Raw genomic sequence first — 20563 nt, 5'->3', positions numbered from 1 at the left:
GAATTCTGAAAATGACATTAGAAGATTTCCTTTCCGAATGGAATAACGATAGCGACCGGGTGCTTGTACATACCAGTGGTTCCACAGGAAAACCCAAACCGATGATGGTAGAGAAGAAGCGAATGCTCAACTCAGCCCGCATCACTTGTGATTTCCTTGGATTGAAGCCAGGTGATAGCGCTCTGCTCTGTATGTCGCTTGATTATATTGCCGGTAAGATGGTGGTGGTACGAAGCATTGAGCGCCATCTCCATCTTATTTCTGTCTCTCCAAGTGGGCATCCTTTGAAAGATGTAAATGAAGAGATTACTTTCGCAGCCATGGTTCCGATGCAGGTATATAATACCCTGCAGGTTCCTGAGGAGCGGGAACGGCTCTGCCATATCCGTCATCTGATTATCGGTGGTGGTGCCATTGATGCAGCTTTAGAGAAGGAACTGAAGTCATTTCCCGGCAATATCGCCATCTGGAGCACTTACGGCATGACCGAAACCTTGTCTCATATTGCTCTGAGGCGAATCAATGGTGATGAGGCAAGCGAATGGTATCAGCCTTTCGATAGCGTTCATATCAGTCGGACCGAAGAAGGCTGTCTTGTCATTGATGCCCCTCAGGTTTGTGCTGAAACCTTGGTAACGAATGATATCGTGGAGATAGAACCCTATATATATAATAAGGTGGAAAAACTCCGTTTCCGCATCAAGGGCAGAAAAGACAATGTCATCTGTAGTGGTGGCATCAAGATACAGATAGAAGAAGTGGAGGCTTTTCTGAAACCTCATTTGGAAAAACCTTTCATGATAGCCAAGAAGAAAGACGGGAAGTTTGGAGAAATCGCAGTCCTCCTGACAGAGGATGAGGATATAAAAAAAGTAGAGGCGACTGTCCGCCGCCTCTTATCAGGTAAATCAGATGATTCAAATAAATCATCTGAATCTAAAAGTCATAAATATTGGATTCCAAGGGAATTCCGATATGTAGAGCATGTTCCGCTTACCGAAACCGGAAAGCCAAAGCGATGCTGTTTGGCATAAGGATACAATAATGGCGGGTTGATAGCCCGCCATATTATATTATCCTTCTCTAAAGAAGTCGAGTGCTTCTTTGATTTCTTCTGTAGTAGCTGTCTGGTTGATACGGATATCCCCTATACCGCCAAGCATGGTGAAGTTGATGATGCCATTCTGATTCTTCTTGTCGTGCTGCATCAGCTCGATGAGCTCATCATAGTCATCACAGGTGATATTCAGCGTACCATAGTTTTCCTTGATGAAAGTAACGGTCTGGCGCATCTTGTCTGTAGGGAATCCTGTCTTAGCCACGCTGAGATAAAGCTCAGGGATGAGACCGAATGCTACGGCATAGCCATGCAGGATAGGCTTGCGCTTCAAAGCCCAGCTCTCGAAGGCATGACCGAAGGTATGACCCAGGTTCAAAGCCTTGCGGATGCCCTTCTCATGAGGATCCAGCTCTACGATGCGCTCCTTTACCTTCACGCTGTCGCCCACCATGCGCTGCAACTGCTTCAGGTCTGGGTTGGCAAGGTCGAAGCTTACCAGTTCCTCCCACATCGCCTCGGTAGAAATCAAGCCGTGCTTCAGCATTTCTGCATAGCCCGAACAGATGTTCTCGGCATCCAGAGTCTTCAGAAATTCTGTGTCGAGAATCACGTATTTAGAGTCGTTGAATACGCCCACTTCGTTCTTCAAACCACCGAAGTTGATACCGGTCTTTCCGCCTACCGATGCATCTACCATGGCAAGCAGGGTAGTAGGGATATTGATGAAGTTGATGCCACGCTTAAAGGTGCTGGCCGCAAAACCACCCAGGTCGGTTACCATACCGCCTCCCAGGTTAATCATGCATGAATGGCGTGAAGCGCCACCCTCCTGCAGTCCCTTCCATACCATCATCAGACTTTCGGTGTCCTTATGGCTGTCGCTTGCAGGAATAGTGATTACCTGTATGTGCTTCAGGCTATAGAAGTTCTTGATGACTGGCAGACACAGCTCTTGGGTCGTGGTATCGGTAAGCACAAACAGCTTGTCGTGCTCGCACTCAGCGAGAGCGGTTACCAGTTCGCTCTCCAGATGGGTTGATATGATTACTCTTTGACTCATAACTTACTAACGTTTTTAAAAAAGACGAATTTATATAGGGCCGTTGGGAAGTCCCGAAAGGACAACGCCACGGCTATTTTGGCTGCAAAGGTACGTTAAAATGAAGACAAAACAAAATAAATAAGCACTTTTTTATCAATAAAAGTTTAAACCTTGATACATTTCGTTCGTCAAATGAAGCAAAATGCCCCAAAAAGTGCATCTGTTTTTTACAATTGCGCTCTAATCGGGTCTAATCATATAAAAGCAAGTCTATATACAATTTAGAAATAATAAATAACATTCAACAAATAATGAAAAGATCAATTCTATCGATGCTGTTGATGCTCGTTGCAATAGCATCCTTAGCTCAAGAGCGTTTGATTAGCGGTAAGATAACAGACCGCGATACCAAGGACCCTGTAGAGCAAGTAACGATTCAACTACTCAAAACCGACAGTACATACGTGTCGGGTGCCATTTCTAATGAGCGGGGACTCTTCCATGTCAATGCCCCGGCTAATGGCAAGTATCTCCTCAAGATTACCAGTGTTGGTTACAAGCCTACCGTTAAGCGAATCCAGATTTCTGAAGACAAGAATCTGGCAATGGGGAATGTGGTCATTGGTGCTGATGCTATCATGCTGAAAGGTGCCGTGGTAACCGCCATGGCTCAGAAGGTGAGTCTGAAGGAGGATACCTTCGTCTATAATTCGGCAGCCTACCGCACACCGGAAGGTTCGGTGGTTGAGGAACTCGTGAAGCGTCTGCCGGGTGCAGAGGTCAGCGATGACGGTACCATCAAGATCAACGGTAAGGAAGTGAAGAAAATCCTGGTAGACGGCAAGGAGTTTATGACGGGCGATACCAAGACTGCTCTGAAGAACTTGCCTACCAGCATCATTGATAAGATCAAGGCATACGACGAGAAGAGCGATCTCTCCAAGGTGACTGGTATTGATGACGGTGAGGAACAGACCGTGCTCGACTTCGGTGTGAAGAAGGGGATGAATAAGGGTGTGATTTCCAATATCGACCTGGGTGTGGGTAACAAGAACCGCTATAATATGCGTGGTATGGGTGGCTATTTCGCCAACAACAACCGATTCATGCTCTTTGCCAATGCCAATAATACCAGTGACCGTGGATTCGGCGGTGGTCCTGGCAGAGGATTCTGGGGCGGTGCCAACGGTTTGAATGCCAGCAAGATGATAGGCGCCAACTACAACTATGAGTTGAAAGACAAGTTCAAGTTCAATACCTCTCTCCGCTGGAACCACAGCGATGGCGATGTATGGAGCAGCCGTTCCAGCGAGAACTTTATGGGTACCAGCAGTTCCTTCAGTAACAGCTTGAGTCAGAGCTATTCCCGCAGCAACAGCTGGAATGGTAACATCCGTCTGGAGTGGATGCCTGATTCCATGACCAATATCCTCTTCCGTCCTTCCATCTCCTGGAGTTCCAGCGATGGCTTGAGTGGTAGCCAGTCGGCTTCCTATAACAAGGATCCTTATACCATCACTACCAAAGATCCTCTTTCTGAAGAAGGTATCGAAGAGATGGAGAAGGCTGAGGCTATGGTAAACAGCCAGTTGACCAACGGCATCACCTACTCTGATAATAACAATATCAATGGTATGCTGCAGGTAAACCGCAAGTTGGGCAACAAGGGACGCAACATCACCTTCCGTGTGGATGCCAAATATACTGATAATGACAGCAAAAGCATCTCGCTCAACAATGCAAAACTCTATCTTGTGCAGACAGCGGAGGGTAAGGATTCTACTTATCAGACCAACCGCTATAACCTGACTCCTTCGAAGAATTACAGTTATGCGGGACAGTTGACCTATAGTGAGCCGCTCTGGAAGGCTACCTTCCTGCAGTTCAGCTATAAGTTTACTTACAGCTACTCCAAGAGCGACCGCAGCACCTACGATTTCAGTAAGTATGCGATGAGTGGTGATCATGAATATCGCGGTTGGGACAGCTACTTGAATCCGTTTGCCGGTCATCTCAATGACTATAGGGATGATAATTTGAGTCGCTTCTCAGAGTATCGTAACTATAACCATGATATCCAGGTGATGATGCGATTCATCCGTCAGAAGTATAACCTGAACTTTGGTGTGATGGTTCAGCCACAGCAGTCTAAGTATATCCAGGATTATCAGGGCGTGCATGTAGATACCGTTCGCAATGTGGTGAATGTGAGTCCAACCCTCGATTTCCGTTATCGCTTCTCAAAGATGAGTAACCTGCGAATCAACTATCGTGGTACAACCTCTCAGCCAAGCATCTCTCAGTTGCTCGACATCACGGATAACAGCGATCCGTTGAACATTTCGATGGGTAACCCAGGCTTGAAGCCATCGTTCACTCAGAACTTCCGATTGTTCTACAACAATTTCGTGCAGAACCATAATAAGGGTATCATGACTTTCGTCAACTTCTCTACCACCAACAATAGCATCAGCAATAAGGTGACATACGATGAGACGACTGGTGGAAGAATCACCCGACCAGAGAATATCAATGGAAACTGGAATGCGATGGGAGCCTTCATGTTCAACTGCTCTATCGATAGTGCAGGTGTATGGAACATCAATACTGGAGCCCATGCCAATTACAATAACTATGTAAGTTATCTGAGTCTTGACAAGAAATCAGACTCTCAGAAGAATACTACCCGCAGTATCACCTGGCGTCAGAATCTTTCTTTCAGCTATCGTAATGACTGGGCTGAGTTCTCGCTCGATGGTACGCTTACTTACAATAAGGCAAAGAACAAGCTTCAGCCTACCAGCAACCTCGAGACCTGGCAGTTCTCTTATGGTCCAAGCATGACGCTTACAGCTCCTTGGGGAACCAGCCTGAACTCAAGTCTCTCTATCAACAGTCGCCGTGGCTATAACGACAGTAGTATGAACACCGATGAGTTTGTATGGAATGCGCAGCTCTCTCAGGGCTTCCTGAAGGGCAAGCCTCTTACCATCATGCTTCAGTTCTACGATCTTCTTCGTCAGCAGAGCACCTTCTCTCGTGCTATCTCGGCTACATCCCGTACGGATACCGAGTATAATGCCATCAACAGCTATGCGATGCTCCATGTGGTTTATCGCTTGAATCTCTTTGGAGGCAAGGAGGCACGCAAGGGTGGATTTGATGGCCCTGGAGGTCCTGGCGGTCGTCCTAACTTCCATGGTCGCCCATTCGGTGGTGGCCATCCAGGAGGAAGAATGTTCTAAGTGAAGTTTAAATAGATATGCCAAAAAAAATCCCCGCTCTTCATGATGAGGAGCGGGGATTCTTTTTTGTCTTATTTTAAAGTCGCTGCTTTTTAGAGAGCGAACTTGTAACCGATAGTAATCTGGATTACGTTGTTGTAGTGATCGACGTCTTCAAAAACCTTAGTTACACCGATGTTGTAACGAGCATCGAAAACAAGGTTCTGGTACTCGTAAGAGAGGCCTACAGGGATAGAGAGATCTACTGTCTTAACGTCTTCAGCATCGTCCTTGTTTACCAGGAAACCTGGCTGCAAACCTGCCTTGAGAGCAAGACCAGCTACAGGATAGTAGTTCAAAGTGATAGGCACATTGATATAGCCAGGGTTCCACTTTCCACCTTCAAAAGTCATACCTGCAATTTTTACGTCCTCTGCCTTGAAGCCCTGTACAGAATAGAGAGCACCTACAGCAATACCGAAGTTGCTTGTAGACTGATACTGCAACTCAGCACCAGCAGCGAAACCTGCCTTCCAGTCGTTATCACCTATTGTAGCAACGTTCAAACCAATCTTAGGCTGAATAGTTGTTGTACCAGCAGCCTGCTGTGCGAAAGCACCTACTGAAGACAGCACCATGGCTGCCATAACCAATAATTTCTTCATAATCTCTAATTTTTTAATTGTTAATACTGTTGTTTGTTGATAAGCCTTCATCTCTGTTGATTCAGAGTATTAGGTATTTTTTCATATCTAACTGGGAGCAAAGATATATGAAAAAAATATATAAAGCAAGCTTTTTACAATAAAAAATGTACTTTTGAACCAAAAAATCTCATTTTCGTGGTAAAATCGTATATTCTTATCCTATCTTTGCTCTATTTTCTTCAGTTCTTTCTCAAATCGGCAACGATACATTTCGCCTGCTATCGTCAAGCCGAACGGGAAGGCAATCCAGATGCCCAGTATGCCCATGCCGCAAGGAAAACCGAGGGTATAGCCCAATGGAAGTGAGATGACGAAGTAGGCGATGAAGGCATAGAGCACCATAGGTTTTACACAGGCGATACCTCGAAGGGCATTGGCAAAGGTATATTGCAAACCATCGCCAAACTGATATACCATCATCAGGATTATCAATACCGACACATACGCCTGTACCTCGGCATTGTCATTAAACCAACCGCCTATCTGGTGGCGAAGCAGAAATACCGGAATTCCCATGCAGAGAGAGAACAGCAGGTTCAGACGGAAGCCATCGTAGGCGTTGCGGCGTACGGCAGCATAGTCTTTCTGTCCCATAAAGTGACTCACGCGGATTGCCAGCGCTGCTGCCATACCCGAAAGTACGAGATAGAAGAGCTGGGAGAGGGTAATCATTACCTGATGAGCTGCCAACGGGATAGTACCCAGCCAGCCTACCATCACGCAACTCAGCGTAAAGGCTGCCGATTCCATTCCCAACTGTAAGGCTACCGGCCAGCCCAGACGGTTCATCTCCTTGAAGTCTGCCTTATTAAGTGAACTATGGATGAGGTCGTGTCTGTATTCTCTGAATCCCTTGCCGACAATCACAATGCTCACCATTGCCAGAGCCATGAGGATGCGGCTTGCCAAGGTTGAGATTCCGGCTCCGAGCAAACCCAGTTCCGGAAAACCAGCCACACCGTAAATCAATACCCAGTTGCCGAGGATATTGACCACATTTCCGCCTATCATCGCCCACATCGCCACCTTGGTTTTTCCGATACCATCCAGGAATTGCTTCATCGTAAAGAAGATACCCATGAAGAGAACCGAGGCAAGGTTCACCAGGAAGTAGGGACGGATGAGCGATAGCAGTTCTTCCGGCTGTCCGATATGTGCCAGATTGAGATAGAGCAGGATGAGAGCAGCCGTAAAAATGGCTCCCGTCAGCATATTGGCAATGAAGGAGTTGCGAACCTTCTGTCCGATGCAGTCGGTGCGTTCCTCTCCGTAAAGCTTGCCGATGATAGGAGTGAGTCCGTAGGTGAATCCCATATAGGATACAAAGACGAGACCGAAGATATTGTTCACCAATCCTGCTGCTGCCAGTTCAGGTGTACTGTGATGACCAATCATCAGCGTATCAGCAAATCCCAGAATAATGGTTCCTAGTTGTCCGATAATAATAGGAAATCCTATCGAAAGCAGTTCCCGGTAATGATGTTTCTTATTCGTTGCAATGGATGTTGTATGATTATTCATATTGCTTTTAATTACTAATCTATTTCTTGTATTTTGTCATTGAGGAATGCAAAGTTACGGCTTTATTCAGTAACTACCAAATTTTTCTTTCAGAAAAAGATTTTTTCCTCTGTTTTATTTGGAGTTATCGGATTAAAAAACTATATTTGCAGAATCAAAACAACTGACAATCAGATTTACAAACCAAATAAACATACCATTATGAACAACATTCCATTAGTATTTTGGCTCATCCCGATAGCCAGCGTTGTTGCATTGGGAATGGCATGGTTCTTCTTCCGTTCGATGATGAAAGAGGACGAGGGAACCGAGAGAATGAAAGAGATTGCAGCACATGTTAGAAAAGGTGCAATGGCCTACCTCAAGCAGCAGTACAAGGTGGTGATCATTGTCTTCGTAGTGCTTGCCATTGTTTTCGCTTTTATGGCTTATGTGCTGAAAGTGCAGAATCCGTGGGTTCCGTTCGCTTTCCTTACCGGTGGACTCTTCTCCGGACTGGCGGGATTCTTTGGTATGAAGACGGCTACCTATGCTTCGGCACGTACAGCCCATGGAGCTCGTACCGGTCTCGATAAGGGACTGAAGATTGCTTTCCGCAGCGGTGCCGTGATGGGACTCGTTGTGGTTGGTCTCGGATTGCTCGATATTGCCATCTGGTTTATTGTTCTTAATGCGGTGTATGCCGGTGAGTCTACTGCCCTCATCACCATCACTACCACCATGCTTACCTTTGGTATGGGTGCTTCTACCCAGGCTCTCTTTGCCCGTGTAGGTGGAGGTATCTATACCAAGGCTGCCGATGTGGGAGCTGACCTGGTGGGCAAGGTAGAGGCTAATATTCCTGAGGATGATCCCCGGAATCCTGCAACCATTGCCGATAATGTGGGTGATAATGTAGGCGACGTAGCCGGAATGGGGGCCGACCTATATGAGAGCTATTGCGGTTCTATTCTCTCTACCGCTGCTCTGGGTGCCACCGCCTTTGCCATGAATAGCGACATGCAGCTCCGTGCCGTTATCGCACCTATGATCATTGCAGCCATCAGCATCTTCCTCTCGCTTATCGGCATCTATCTGGTCCGTACCAAGGAAGGCGCATCCATGAAGGATCTGCTCCATTCCCTGGGCTTGGGAACCAATGTAAGTGCCGGTCTTATCGCCGTTGCCACCTTTATTATATTATATCTCCTGGGCATCGAGAACTGGCTCGGACTCTCATTCTCTGTTATCAGCGGTCTGGTGGCTGGTGTCATCATCGGTCAGGCTACGGAGTATTATACTTCCCAGAGCTACAAGCCAACACAGAAGATAGCTGAGGCTTCGCAGACAGGTCCTGCCACGGTGATTATCAAGGGTATCGGAACGGGAATGATTTCCACCATGGTTCCTGTGGTAACCATCTCTGTTGCCATCATGTTAAGTTTCCTCTGTGCCAATGGTTTTGACATATCGATGTCTGCTAAGTCTATCAGTACCGGTCTTTATGGCATCGGTATCGCAGCCGTAGGTATGTTGTCAACGCTCGGCATCACCCTTGCTACCGATGCCTATGGTCCTATTGCCGACAATGCCGGAGGTAATGCAGAGATGAGCGGACTGGGTAAGGAGGTGCGTGAACGTACCGATGCCCTCGATGCACTTGGCAATACCACAGCAGCTACCGGTAAGGGCTTTGCCATCGGTTCAGCAGCCCTTACAGCTTTGGCGCTTCTTGCATCTTACATTGAGGAGATTAAGATAGCCATGATTCGTGCCGTAGAGAATGGCAAGCAGTATGTGGATGCTGCCGGCAATCTCTTCGACCCATCGAATGCCAACACCATCGACTTTATCAACTTCTTCCAGGTTAACCTGATTAATCCTAAGGTTCTGGTAGGCGCTTTCCTCGGTGCGATGGCTGCCTTCCTGTTCTGCGGACTGACGATGGGAGCTGTGGGACGTGCTGCTGAGTCAATGGTTCAGGAAGTTCGTCGCCAGTTCCGTGAGATTCAGGGAATCCTTGAAGGAAAGGCAACTCCGGATTACGGTCGTTGTGTAGAAATCAGTACCCGCAGTGCTCAGCGTGAGATGATAATCCCGTCTCTTCTTGCCATCATCATTCCTATCGTAGTAGGTCTGGTTTTGGGAGTTGCCGGTGTGCTCGGTCTTCTTACCGGTGGTCTTGCAGCCGGCTTCACGCTTGCCGTCTTCATGTCTAATTCAGGTGGTGCATGGGACAATGCCAAGAAGATGATAGAGGAGGGCAACTTCGGAGGCAAGGGTAGTGAGCATCATAAGGCAACGATTGTAGGCGATACCGTAGGCGACCCATTCAAGGATACCTCTGGTCCATCGCTCAATATCCTCATCAAGTTGATGTCGATGGTAAGTATCGTGATGGCAGGTTTGACCATTGCGTTCTTGTAAAAATCTGATAGTACCCCCTAGAAAAATAGCCCCCGATGCAAGAAACGCATCAGGGGCTATTTTTTTCTATATATTAATGCCATATTTGCCACGCTGCGCGTTAACTATTTGATTTACAGGAAATAAAGCGTGGCAATAAGCGTGTTTTTTATTGCCACTTATTGCCACCTAATGCCACGTGTGCGAACACAAAAGCTTTTCTAGTATACATGAGAAGCAATTTTCCTGTAAAAATAGGCATTTTTATCGAATACTGCAAGTGTTGCGGAGATTATTTGGCTTATTCTCCGCAAATTTGCGGAGAATAGACACAGAAAGATAGGAAAGAAAGGAACGGAATGAATTATGTGGCATAAATTAGGAACCCACAAAAAGAAGTGACTACTAAATCAGGAAAAGTCACGCTGTACATACCTGGAAAATAATCTGCGTATGAGAAATTTGCCCTGAAGCCTTGCCCAACTTTGCCCGAAGCCTTGGGCAAAGTTGCCCGACGGCCACGGTCACATTTGTTCATCGTTTCGGTCATGCTTACTCATGTACATGGGTATGGATGCTCATGTACATGAGTAAGCATGCTCATGAACGCGGGCAGATTTTTATAAGAATGATAGCATTCACTACGACTGAAGTTGCTTCAGCTGTTCTTCTGTTAATCCAGTTAACTGCACGATTTGAGACCAAGGCATACCCATTGCCATCATGTTACGGGCTACTTCCGCTTTACCTTCCGCTTTGCCTTCTGCTTTACCTTTAGCTATTCCTTTTTCTTCGCCTTCAACATAAGAGCCATAAAGACCGGAGTAGTAATCGTCAACAGCCTTAATACTTTCATCGTATTTTTCCTGTTCCTCACTACTCAAGCAACGAACATCTGCCAATTTAGCAAGATGATCGAATATCTTCTTCTGTGCCGTAAACGGCAATCTTTCCAATACTTCCATATACTTCAATACATAAATCCATTTTTCAAAACCTGTCTCGCATTCTTCCTCACTCTTATCAAAGAAGGGAAGAGAAAGATAGATGAAACGAAGCTTATCAGAAAACATAGAGTTGCTGGACTTTTCTCTTAAAGCCACGTCTGTCCTAAACTTTGTCACCTCGTGCCCCCTTGGCATAAAATTCATGATGCAAACCACATAAACCGGCACAAACTGGTATAAAACAGGAGTGCGCTCACCTGCTTCATCAAACCTCTTGCGCTGGGCGACAAAAGCCTTACTAGCATAATAGATGGAACGATTCACAAAGAAAGGTACCCATCTGTTCTGCATCTCAACGATGAAATGCTTGCCATCGTCGGTTACACAATAGATATCAAAGATGCAGCCACGGAGATCATTAGAATCTCCAAGCTGTTCCTTATCCTTGAATGTTACGTCCTTGATTTGAAACTCGCCTTCAAACAAGTCGTTCAAAAAATTAATCAGCAAGTCCTTGCTGAACTCTTGACCGAAGAGACGCTTGAAGCCCCAATCGGTAAAAGGGTTGATGTATCTACCCATAATTAATTATTTTAGATTCTATAAATCTGCTGCGAAGATACGCATTTTTATTGAATCTGCCAAGAAATTCCAGAATTTTCTTTCTAAAAGAGGGTAAGGAAAAGGTTAGGGGAAAAAAAGTGAAGAACTGAGTCCACTAGAAAAAGTCCCCAATTATATTTTTTGTCTTTGTAACTTATTGACAATCAACAAACGTTTTAGATAGAATTGCTTCTCTAGTATGTTAGAAAAGCTTTTGTGTTCGTGCACGTGGCATTAGGTGGCAATAAGTGGCAATAAAAAATGCTCTTATTGCCACGCTTTACTTTCTGTAAATCAGATAGTTAATGTGCAGTGTGGCAAATGTGGCATTAATATGGAAAAAACTTTTTCATGTATATTGCGAAACTTATATTGTCTTTTAATATTATGGTAAGAAGTCGGATTCTTGCATTGTAAGAAAGAAGATGTTGATTGAAATTCTAGAAAAATGAACATAATATGTGAGAAAACATAAGAAAAAGGAACGTGCATGAATTCTTTTTTGTACTTTTGCATTTGAAATAAAATACAAGGCTTATGAAATCGAGATTCTTAACAAATTATACAGAGACAACCTTCCTGTCAACCATTCAGATGAACTTGCGTCGCTGCAAGGCATTTGATTTCTCGGTCAGCTTTATCAAGAAAGCCGGCTTGGTACTCCTGTCTAAAGATATCAAAGCAGCTGTAGAGCGTGGAGCCAAAGGAAGAATCATCACTTCTACCTATCAGAACTTCACGGATGTAGAATCCTTGAATTTTTTTATGAGCCTAACTCGATATCCCAATTTTGAATGCCATCTGGATGATGAATGCTTCCACGATGAGAAAAACTATTCTACCAATGGATTCCACTCCAAGGGCTATCTCTTCGAGATGGAAGATGGAATCGAGATGGTTGTTGGGTCATCTAATATCACTCGCTATGCTTTGTTGAAAAACATAGAGTGGGATTTGGTTGTAAACTGCGACCGTGATACCGAGGCTTATCTTGATGCAATGAATGAGTTTGAAAATCTTTGGAACCAGACTTATGAATTATCACAGGATAGAATCAAGGATTACTCTACAAAACTCAGTTTTGCTATAGAGCGTTGGGATATGGATTACGATATGGCGAATTCCGATATCAAGCCTAATTATATGCAGCGCAAAGCGCTTCGAGAATTGAATCGTTACCGTGCCATCGGACAGGAGAGGGCTTTGGTGATTTCTGCTACAGGTTCCGGAAAGACATATCTGGCAGCATTTGATGCGCTCAATTTCAACCCAGACAGATTACTCTATATTGTGCACGAGGGTTCTATCTTGAAGAAATCCTTAGAGACATTCCAAAAGGTATTTGGTGGCTCTAAAACTTGCGGCTTGTATAATGCGGAAGCAAAGGAAACAGAAGAAGATTTTCTGTTTTCTACCAATGTATCTATGTGCCGCTCACTCGAACTCTTTGATAAGAAGGAATTCGATTATATCATCATCGATGAGTGTCATCATGCTGTTGCGGACAGTTATCGGAAAATCATCGACTATTTTGAGCCAGAGTTCCTGTTGGGCTTGACAGCTACCGAGAACCGAATGGATAATCAGGATGTAGTAGAGATTTTCGGCAATAATATCCCATACGAGTTGCGGCTTCGTGATGCCATCATCAATGATCTGATTGTGCCATTCCATTATTTCGGCATTCGTGACGAACTGGTTGATTATGGCTTGACTGCTTCAGGAGAACGCCGTATGATATCACAGATTTCTACACCAGAGAACTGTGAGTTTATCCATCAACAGATAGAGAAACATCGTATGAAAGGACAGAAACTGAAAGCTATGGCTTTCTGTAGAAACATCCAGCATGCTAGAATGATGGCTGATAATCTGGGTGATTATTATCATACAGCTTTCTTGAGTGGTAAGAACAAGACCGGTGAACGTATTCGTGCCTACAATGATTTGCAAGATGAAAACCGGGATTTGGAAATCCTGTTTGCTGTAGATATTCTGAACGAGGGTGTGGATATTCCTGGTGTCAACATGGTGCTTTTCCTGCGCCCAACGGAATCGAGTACCATCTTCTTACAGCAATTGGGTCGAGGACTTCGTAAGTATGCCAACAAGCCTTATGTTACGATACTCGATTTCATCGGCAACAGCTATAAGCGTAGCGTTCATATAGCCTTGGCACTTGGTAGTCTTTCCCGAAATTCCATCTTGGAAAAGAAACTTTTGAAGTTTATGGTAAGGAATGATTTCAAAAGTTTAGGTCTGGACAATTATGGTGTTGAGATACATATCGACGATCTTTCTAAAGAAGAAATCATTGACAAGATAGAGAGCGAGAATTTCAATCGCATCAACTATCTGAAGATGGATTATCAGAATTTCAAGGCATATTTGAAGACTCCGTCTTATCCATCGCACATGGATTATATGAATAGTGATTATGCTCCTAATCTCTTGAAATTCATGAAGATAAAGATTGGTTCCAAGAAAACCAATTCTTATTATGGCTTCTTGAAGGGCATAGAGGAAGAGGATTTGCCTGTATTCTCAGAAGAGCAGATTGCTTGCATCAACTATCTTTCAAGTCTTTTGCCTTTGGTAAGAGAACACGAGTATTTAGTAATCAGAAATTTACTGGAGGGAGAGACTTCTTTATCTCGCATAGAAGCCAATATCCAGGAGGAGATTCCTGGCTTCAGGCATGAGCAACTGGAGCACGCTTTGCGATTCCTGGAAGAGGGATTTGCTGTGAAGATAGAAGCGGATGAAGTGCATTTATGTGGCGAAAGAGAAGATGAATATGATGCGTATCTGCAAGATTTGCTCAACTATGGCTTGACGCAATATGAGGCAAGATATGCTGAAACGAAAGAAGATTTCCTGTTGTGGCAGGATTATCGTCAGGACCAGGTGCTCTTGAAAATACTGGAAAATCCGAAGCACAATCAGTATGGCACTTATTATAAAAATGGCAATATGTATATCTTTGCGGGTTTAAAGAAGGATGCCTCGCTGTATGAACATTTGAAGTATAATGACAAGTTCTTGTCGCCAGATGTTTTCCAGTGGGAAAGTATTGCCCGTATTTCTGCCAAGGATGAGGCTTTGCAGCGGGCAGCCAAAAGGGTATTGGTATTTGTGAGAAAGGTGAGTGCCGAGAATGGCATTACTCTGCCATATACTTATATTGGAACAGGGTATTTGGAGAATCCAAGAAAGGGTGCCACGACGAATGGTTCCATATTGTATGATATTCACATGGATAATCCGTTGCCGCAGGAATTGCAGGAGGATTTCCAATGGATGGAGTAAATGAAATTTTAAATAGGAGATAAGACAATGAAACATTATAATGTGGTTGCAGCCGTGGTTTGCTATGAAGGCAAGTTTCTCTGCATGCAGAAAGGCAAGACGAAGTTTGAATATATCAGCTATAAATGGGAGTTCCCTGGTGGCAAGATAGAACCAGGTGAAACTCCTCAACAGGCGTTGGCTCGTGAGCTGATGGAGGAGATGGAGTATCCGGTAGAAGTAGGAGAGAAGTTGGTGACCGTGAATCACGAATATCCCGATTTCTCGATAACTATGACAGCCTATCTATGTACTCCAAAAGCTGAGGCTGATGGGTTCAGGAGAAGGGAGCATGCTGATAGCAAGTGGTGCAGCCCTGTAGAGTTGAAAAATCTCGACTGGGCTGCAGCGGATGTTGGGGTAGTGGAAAGTATCTTATAATACGCTAGTCAATCTTGCCGTTAGTTGATAAGGCAAATTCCTCTAGATGAAATTTCTCCTTGGTAGCCTCTATTATCTCTTCTTTTTGCTTCTCATCAGAATTGTTTTTTTCGAGTGCAAGTATCAGATAATCATTGCCTTTTGATGGAGAGAAGATTTTGCCGATAAGCATTCTGAAATGCCTGTTGACGAATTCTTCTACTTGAGTACCTTCTTTCGGTGTAAGGCGATAGAACTCATATCTTTCATCCAGCATTTTCTGGATTTCATCCCGGAACATCTTGCGGACTCTGTTCTTCCAGGAAAATTTCTGGTGCTCATTATGACGGGCATACAGAGATACGACATAGAGGAAGTTTACATCGTAATGGAAGACTAGGAGGGTGTCTCGATCGAACAGGCGGTTATTGAAATGCTGGGTATTGAAGCACTTATGTTCCCTGTCGGTTGACGATACCTGGTCTGAGAAAGATAGATTCTCTGCCATCTTTGCGCTAATGAAGAAGTCCGGAATGATGTTGTATCCTTCCGTCAAATCATCACGGAGCTTTGGTACGTTGCCAAAGTTACGCTTGTCGTATTGGAGCTCTTCATCGTCCTTGTCGTCATTCATAAAGAGGTTCAGGTTCCACTGGATGATATTTCTGGCGTACGTAAACTGCTTATATACAGATTCTTTTCCGATGGCATGACCAAGCTTATAATATTTGCTATCACCGATGTAATAAACAGGCTCTGGATCTTTGCTTGTAATCAGGTTCTGGTAGGTGTACAAATGGTCTATGCGTTTGCCATCAGCCTGTTCTTTCAGACCAGCTGGGATGTTCTTTTCTCCCAGAAGTTCATCAATAATGGCTTCGAAAACGATATTGAAACTCTTAACCAGAAGATACTCTTTGCGTTCCTTCTGGGTGTTCATGCGCTTGGCGTTGTCAAAGAAGTCATAGCATAACTTCCAGAGATATAATGCTTTATCAGAAAAGTACTTGTATTTAATCTGGAGGAGTCTGGTCTTTCCTAGTCCATCTAGATAAGACTTGAAACGATAACCTGTGATTAACTGGAAATTGCAGTTGATATGATTGGTGAAACCATATCTTTCGCTGATATAGTTCAGGATGGAAAAGAAAATAATCAGTAATTCTTCATCGAAGTTTATCTGTTTCTTCCTGTTAACAGGATTGGTATAAACAGGACTGTTTTTGCAGACAATGGCTCTTGTGGTGGCTATGGTCTTTGACCAATGAATGCGGTTGTAACCGGAATGGATGTTCTTCAGGATGAAGAAGATGAAATCCTGGTTATGCTTGTTGAAGTCGATGAGAGCCAGCAGAATATCGAGGAATGTGTTGTTGATTTGTCTGTTACTTTTACCGAGGCACGCTATTTTCTGGTGATAGACAATGCCGTTTCTGGTGGTATTGTTGTAAACCTCGATGGTGCGGTAAATCCAGACAGAGAACTCATAGATGAAGTCTTTCTCCTGTTGAGAGAGTGGGTTGTTCTGGTTCAGGTTGACGATGTTTTCTGGGGCGTATTTGCCGAATACTTTTTCGCCCTCTGAGGTGTCTTCGAGCAGTACTTTCGGCAAAATAAAGACGCAATCGTTAAGCTGGGTATTGTAGTAATACCCAACGTAGTTGATGCTGACGTTGCCATCAATGTCCTGCATGGCGTCGATGCCGTGCAGGACATCCCTGATCTGTTCAGCCTGATACTGATGTTCTTCTATGAGGATTCTCATAATGTCTTTATTGGTCTATTTCTTCAATGTTAATACCCCAATCTTGTGCATTTACTTTTTGAATAAACTCTTTAATGCGCCCAGGATTAAATTGATTAGAGATATAAACTGTTTCATCATTTATAGTTAATTTTTTAGCCTTATCTCTAAATTTTGCATCTTTGGTGTTCAGTCCACGTCTTTCGAAGTCCTGTTCACTTTCTATAAGATGAGGTATATGTTTGATATTTAGTGATGACCATATTTTAATGATGGTTGAGGCAGGTAAAGTTGGGTGACTTGATGAGTATAGCTTAATAGCTTCATAAGGAACTGCACATTTACCATATGCTCCACTATTATTTATTGAGTATTTTTCCCTTTTTAAAGATGGACTTGAAATGTTTGGATTACTTGAATCTTCATTCTCTTCATCTTCATTGGCATTTATGTATTCCTCTCTTTCGTCAGAAATGAATTCATCTACTCCCAAATTCTCCAAGAACTGCTCAACGATAGCTATATCAACGTAGGTTGTGCCGTTCTTATCCTCATAGAATCTATCGAAAGACAGGATCTTGCCTTCTTCATCCTGAAAGTCCTTATCATCGAAACCATAGTCCTTGAATACATCATTCCAGAGATAGAAGATAACCTTGCTTACGAATAAATCGGCATCGATTTCGCCATCCTTTGCCTTGCAGAAGAAATAGCCGAGCTTCTTGTCTTCTGAATTGGTAAGTGAACCAATCAGGTTGTTAACCTTGCTGATAAATGACCACCATTTGTACTGCTTATCTCCCGTGTTGATGTACCAGTTGAGAGGAGCGTTGGTTTCTTTGTCACGACCTTCGCGAATAGGCACATACTTCCAATCCCAGCGGCGCTTAAAGGCAGAGTCGATAGGGAAGAGGCTCTGGTCGCTGGTGTTCATTGTTGCCCAAATATAAAGATTGGAAGGCAGAACAAGTCGTTCTCCCCTCATGATGAGGCTTACCATATTGGCTTCGCCATAGAGCTGATTGATTTTGTCTTTATTCGTAATCTCCCATCCTTCAAATTCCTTTTCAAGATATTTCTGCATATCCTTGTCTGCTACGATAGGATAATCAGAAAAGCCATATTCGTTGCGATCAAGCAATTGGAATAGGTCACCAAAGATCTGGGCGCAATTACCTCTGTTTATTTCTTCGATAATAAGATATTGCTTTTTTGATGCCTTATTCTTAGTGAAAATATCTGGAGTATCGAGAAGTGCTGGGTGGATCCTATTATAGCTTTTGTCGCTCTTTTCACTCTTTTTGCTACCAAGTTTTTTCCACGCTTCAACATAGGCTTCGAGAAAAGCCTGAGGAATGAACTTATAGGCAATTCTGTCTTCCTTTACAACCTTTCCGGTTTCCTCATCAATAACCTTTTTGCCATTACAATCTCGGAGTACAACTTCTTCTGTAATAGGTTTATAAGTACCTACAAAAGAGGCGTAATCTGAGTCTGGATGGAATGTAGTTCGAATAACGTCTTCACTAAAGGTCAAATCCTTGATTGCCTTTGATTTACCTGTGCCTGGAGCACCATAGTAGATCTGTTGAAGTCCTGCCGCTTTAAGTAAAGAACTTTCTGTAGAAAAAGAATCTGTAGAGATACCCTTTCTTATAAGCTCGTTCTTTGGGTCAAGAACCATCTTTGCCATAGCTGTCAACGTTGCGCTGTAGCCATATTCAAATTTATCAATATTAGATAATTCTTTGAGTTCTACTCTGGCATCCTCTGCCTTTTTGTCGGGGTTCTTTCTATAGTAGTCTATAAATTCTCCCAGTAATTGCTTGGATATGGTACGCATGCTAAAAGCACCTTTGTTTTCTAATTTTACCTGATAGCAAAGTCTGTCTTTGTCTGCAATTAAAAGGCGTCCATCTACAGATTGGTCGCCAATCATAAGTTTATCGTAATCTTCCATGTTGTTCTTTAATGATGTTTCGGCAAAAGTACGACTCTCGGGTGAAAGTTGTATTGCACATTATTGTTTTTCGTTGATAAGTTTGATGATGCTATTTAAAAAGTCATGAGCTGGTTGCTGCATATTCTCGACATCTGAATTACTTACATCATATTCGCAGTTATAATCAGCTTTCATTCTTAATTGTTCCATTCTGGAGAAAAATGCACCAAGTTCTTTGTCAATTTTACCTGTCTTAACGAAATTCATGCCAAATACGCCTAAAGTACCAGCATGAGTATGTGCCGAAAGCCCATAATGTATTAATAGTGCCTGAGCAGCATGGAAACAAGAATAGTAAAACCTATTAGCTGCCAAATCCCATAATCCCATAGAAAGCATTTGCTCTGCTTCTGCTATAAATCTTTTTGCTTTTTCCAGACGAAGTTCTACTAAAGAACTTCTTTCATCGTTTGTTAGCCCCATAATCTTACTCCTTCCTTTTCTACGTTTTTATAAAATGGTGTAATTTTATATTTCTGCCACTCCTTAGCGGAATACATTACAGGATTTATTTCTTTGCCTAAATCCCAACCTAGCTCGGTAAGAGGATAGGTAACATTGTCATAATCAGAAGGAAGAAGCTGTTCCTTGTCTAAGATAACAAGAATGTCCCAGTCGCTATCATCCCTTGCGGTACCTCTAGCTTGTGAGCCAAAAAGTATCGCTTTTCCGTATGGTGGCATATTCTTAGCCAGGCATTCACGGATAGCAGTCAATGTATGTTCTTGTTCCTTCTTCATATTGCAAAGATAAGATAAAAAGTTGAATTAGACAAGCAAAAGTCTTCTTTTTTATGAATTATTACATGATTTACAAGGTATATGGTAGAATGATTCCTGAACATTGTGGAATATTCTTCAGATTTTCATGTATTTGTTCTCTTCTAGTTTAAATGTTCAGATGAATCACTTCAATCCCCTCTCTTTCAACTTCCTTGAGAAGGAAGGGATTGAGGTGGTGATGCTTTCTGATAATATCAACTGGGCAGCCTAGAAGTTTTTCAAGGTATGCTTTCAGACAAACCACAAGGAAAAACTTGGGTGGGCATTTCAACGTATATATCAACATCGCTGCCTCCTGTGTTCTCACTGCCACCGGTAGCAGAACCGCCACCGCTAGTTCCGTCATCGCCTCCCTCCTGTGTGGTTGGAGCATTGAGGTCAATGATGGTCTTACCTTCCTTCTTTGCCTGGTTGATAGCCAGGAGATTTGCGTTCACGCTACGCATTATGATGCTGTAATTAATTATAGTCGTTTGTGTTAAAAGGTTCATTTTTCTCATCTCCCCGGAAGCCCCGTTTCCTTTCCTTTTCGGGGGCATCATTGATGAGTGGCGCCTGTCATCATTTATCCCCCGCCCCGGTCATCATAGATAACCGTTTTCAGGCATATAAGGCGTTTTCTTAGATTGCTGGTGCAAAGATACGAAGAATTTCGGTATCTGCCAAATTTTGGCATGTGATAAGAATCGATTTTCTGCAGCTTACGATTTGAAACTAAGTTAAAAAGACTAACTCTATGTTTTATGGGGCACATCTCTATGTTTTGCGGTATAGAAAACTATGTTTTGCGGTATAAATCATAATATTACAAAGTAATACCCGATTACGGGAAACGTGT

14 protein-coding genes are annotated in these 20563 nt (G+C 43.5%); 5 read left to right on the top strand and 9 right to left on the bottom strand.

Translation table 11 applies throughout. From position 1 onward, the window contains the following. Positions 1-11: 11 nt before the first annotated feature. Entirely contained in the window at positions 12-1034 is a 1023-nt protein-coding gene (locus ACQRBJ_RS03280) for an AMP-binding protein (RefSeq protein ID WP_445302848.1), read from the top strand. Positions 1035-1073: 39 nt separating this feature from the next. Here the strand turns inward: ACQRBJ_RS03280 and aroB are convergent, their stop codons facing one another. Beyond that, a complete protein-coding gene (gene aroB, locus ACQRBJ_RS03275; protein WP_445302847.1) occupies positions 1074-2120 on the bottom strand; it encodes a 3-dehydroquinate synthase in 1047 nt (348 codons plus the stop codon). 293 nt (positions 2121-2413) lie between these two features. Between aroB and ACQRBJ_RS03270 the strand changes: the two genes are divergently transcribed. Continuing rightward, positions 2414-5347: a TonB-dependent receptor gene (locus tag ACQRBJ_RS03270; RefSeq protein ID WP_445302846.1), complete on the top strand. Its 2934-nt coding sequence runs from the start codon at positions 2414-2416 to the stop codon at positions 5345-5347. 92 nt (positions 5348-5439) lie between these two features. On the opposite strand, the gene ACQRBJ_RS03265 is transcribed toward ACQRBJ_RS03270, so the two are convergent. Beyond that, complete coding sequence (locus ACQRBJ_RS03265) at positions 5440-5991, bottom strand: porin family protein (RefSeq protein WP_441931632.1); 552 nt, start codon at positions 5989-5991, stop codon at positions 5440-5442. Between the two features lie 201 nt (positions 5992-6192). Further along, positions 6193-7554: an MATE family efflux transporter gene (locus tag ACQRBJ_RS03260; protein WP_294971399.1), complete on the bottom strand. Its 1362-nt coding sequence runs from the start codon at positions 7552-7554 to the stop codon at positions 6193-6195. Positions 7555-7755: 201 nt separating this feature from the next. Between ACQRBJ_RS03260 and ACQRBJ_RS03255 the strand changes: the two genes are divergently transcribed. Beyond that, on the top strand, positions 7756-9960 hold the full coding sequence (locus tag ACQRBJ_RS03255; RefSeq protein WP_445302845.1) for a sodium-translocating pyrophosphatase: 2205 nt from the start codon (positions 7756-7758) through the stop codon (positions 9958-9960). A 620-nt stretch (positions 9961-10580) separates the two neighbouring features. On the opposite strand, the gene ACQRBJ_RS03250 is transcribed toward ACQRBJ_RS03255, so the two are convergent. Continuing rightward, positions 10581-11468: an Rpn family recombination-promoting nuclease/putative transposase gene (locus ACQRBJ_RS03250; RefSeq protein WP_445302844.1), complete on the bottom strand. Its 888-nt coding sequence runs from the start codon at positions 11466-11468 to the stop codon at positions 10581-10583. A 558-nt stretch (positions 11469-12026) separates the two neighbouring features. Here ACQRBJ_RS03250 and ACQRBJ_RS03245 point away from each other — a divergent pair. Together ACQRBJ_RS03245 and ACQRBJ_RS03240 are read left to right on the top strand one after the other, a co-directional pair. Continuing rightward, the gene (locus ACQRBJ_RS03245; protein ID WP_445302843.1) at positions 12027-14798 is read left to right on the top strand and encodes a DUF3427 domain-containing protein; all 2772 of its coding nucleotides are present in this window, start codon (positions 12027-12029) and stop codon (positions 14796-14798) included. A 27-nt stretch (positions 14799-14825) separates the two neighbouring features. Further along, the gene (locus ACQRBJ_RS03240) at positions 14826-15218 is read left to right on the top strand and encodes a (deoxy)nucleoside triphosphate pyrophosphohydrolase (protein WP_445302842.1); all 393 of its coding nucleotides are present in this window, start codon (positions 14826-14828) and stop codon (positions 15216-15218) included. Between the two features lie 4 nt (positions 15219-15222). On the opposite strand, the gene ACQRBJ_RS03235 is transcribed toward ACQRBJ_RS03240, so the two are convergent. The 5 genes from ACQRBJ_RS03235 to ACQRBJ_RS03215 all read right to left on the bottom strand — a co-directional run bounded on the left by ACQRBJ_RS03235 (position 15223) and on the right by ACQRBJ_RS03215 (position 20216). Continuing rightward, a complete protein-coding gene (locus tag ACQRBJ_RS03235) occupies positions 15223-16962 on the bottom strand; it encodes an LlaJI family restriction endonuclease (protein ID WP_445302841.1) in 1740 nt (579 codons plus the stop codon). A 7-nt stretch (positions 16963-16969) separates the two neighbouring features. Next, the gene (locus tag ACQRBJ_RS03230; protein ID WP_445302840.1) at positions 16970-18901 is read right to left on the bottom strand and encodes a DUF4268 domain-containing protein; all 1932 of its coding nucleotides are present in this window, start codon (positions 18899-18901) and stop codon (positions 16970-16972) included. Positions 18902-18961: 60 nt separating this feature from the next. After that, a complete protein-coding gene (locus tag ACQRBJ_RS03225) occupies positions 18962-19366 on the bottom strand; it encodes a HEPN domain-containing protein (protein WP_295347465.1) in 405 nt (134 codons plus the stop codon). Continuing rightward, positions 19357-19683, bottom strand: coding sequence for a nucleotidyltransferase domain-containing protein (locus tag ACQRBJ_RS03220; RefSeq protein WP_295347463.1), 327 nt, complete (start codon positions 19681-19683; stop codon positions 19357-19359). The genes ACQRBJ_RS03225 and ACQRBJ_RS03220 overlap by 10 nt, the downstream gene beginning before the upstream one ends. 260 nt (positions 19684-19943) lie before the next feature. Continuing rightward, entirely contained in the window at positions 19944-20216 is a 273-nt protein-coding gene (locus ACQRBJ_RS03215; protein WP_445302839.1) for a hypothetical protein, read from the bottom strand. Between the last annotated feature and the right edge of the window lie 347 nt (positions 20217-20563).

Origin of the sequence: Prevotella sp. SGI.167, assembly GCF_050313615.1 — a bacterium.
Classification (GTDB): Bacteria; Bacteroidota; Bacteroidia; order Bacteroidales; family Bacteroidaceae; genus Prevotella.
Note: the sequence above shows the minus strand (reverse complement) of the source record. Positions and strands in the feature narration are given on the sequence as shown.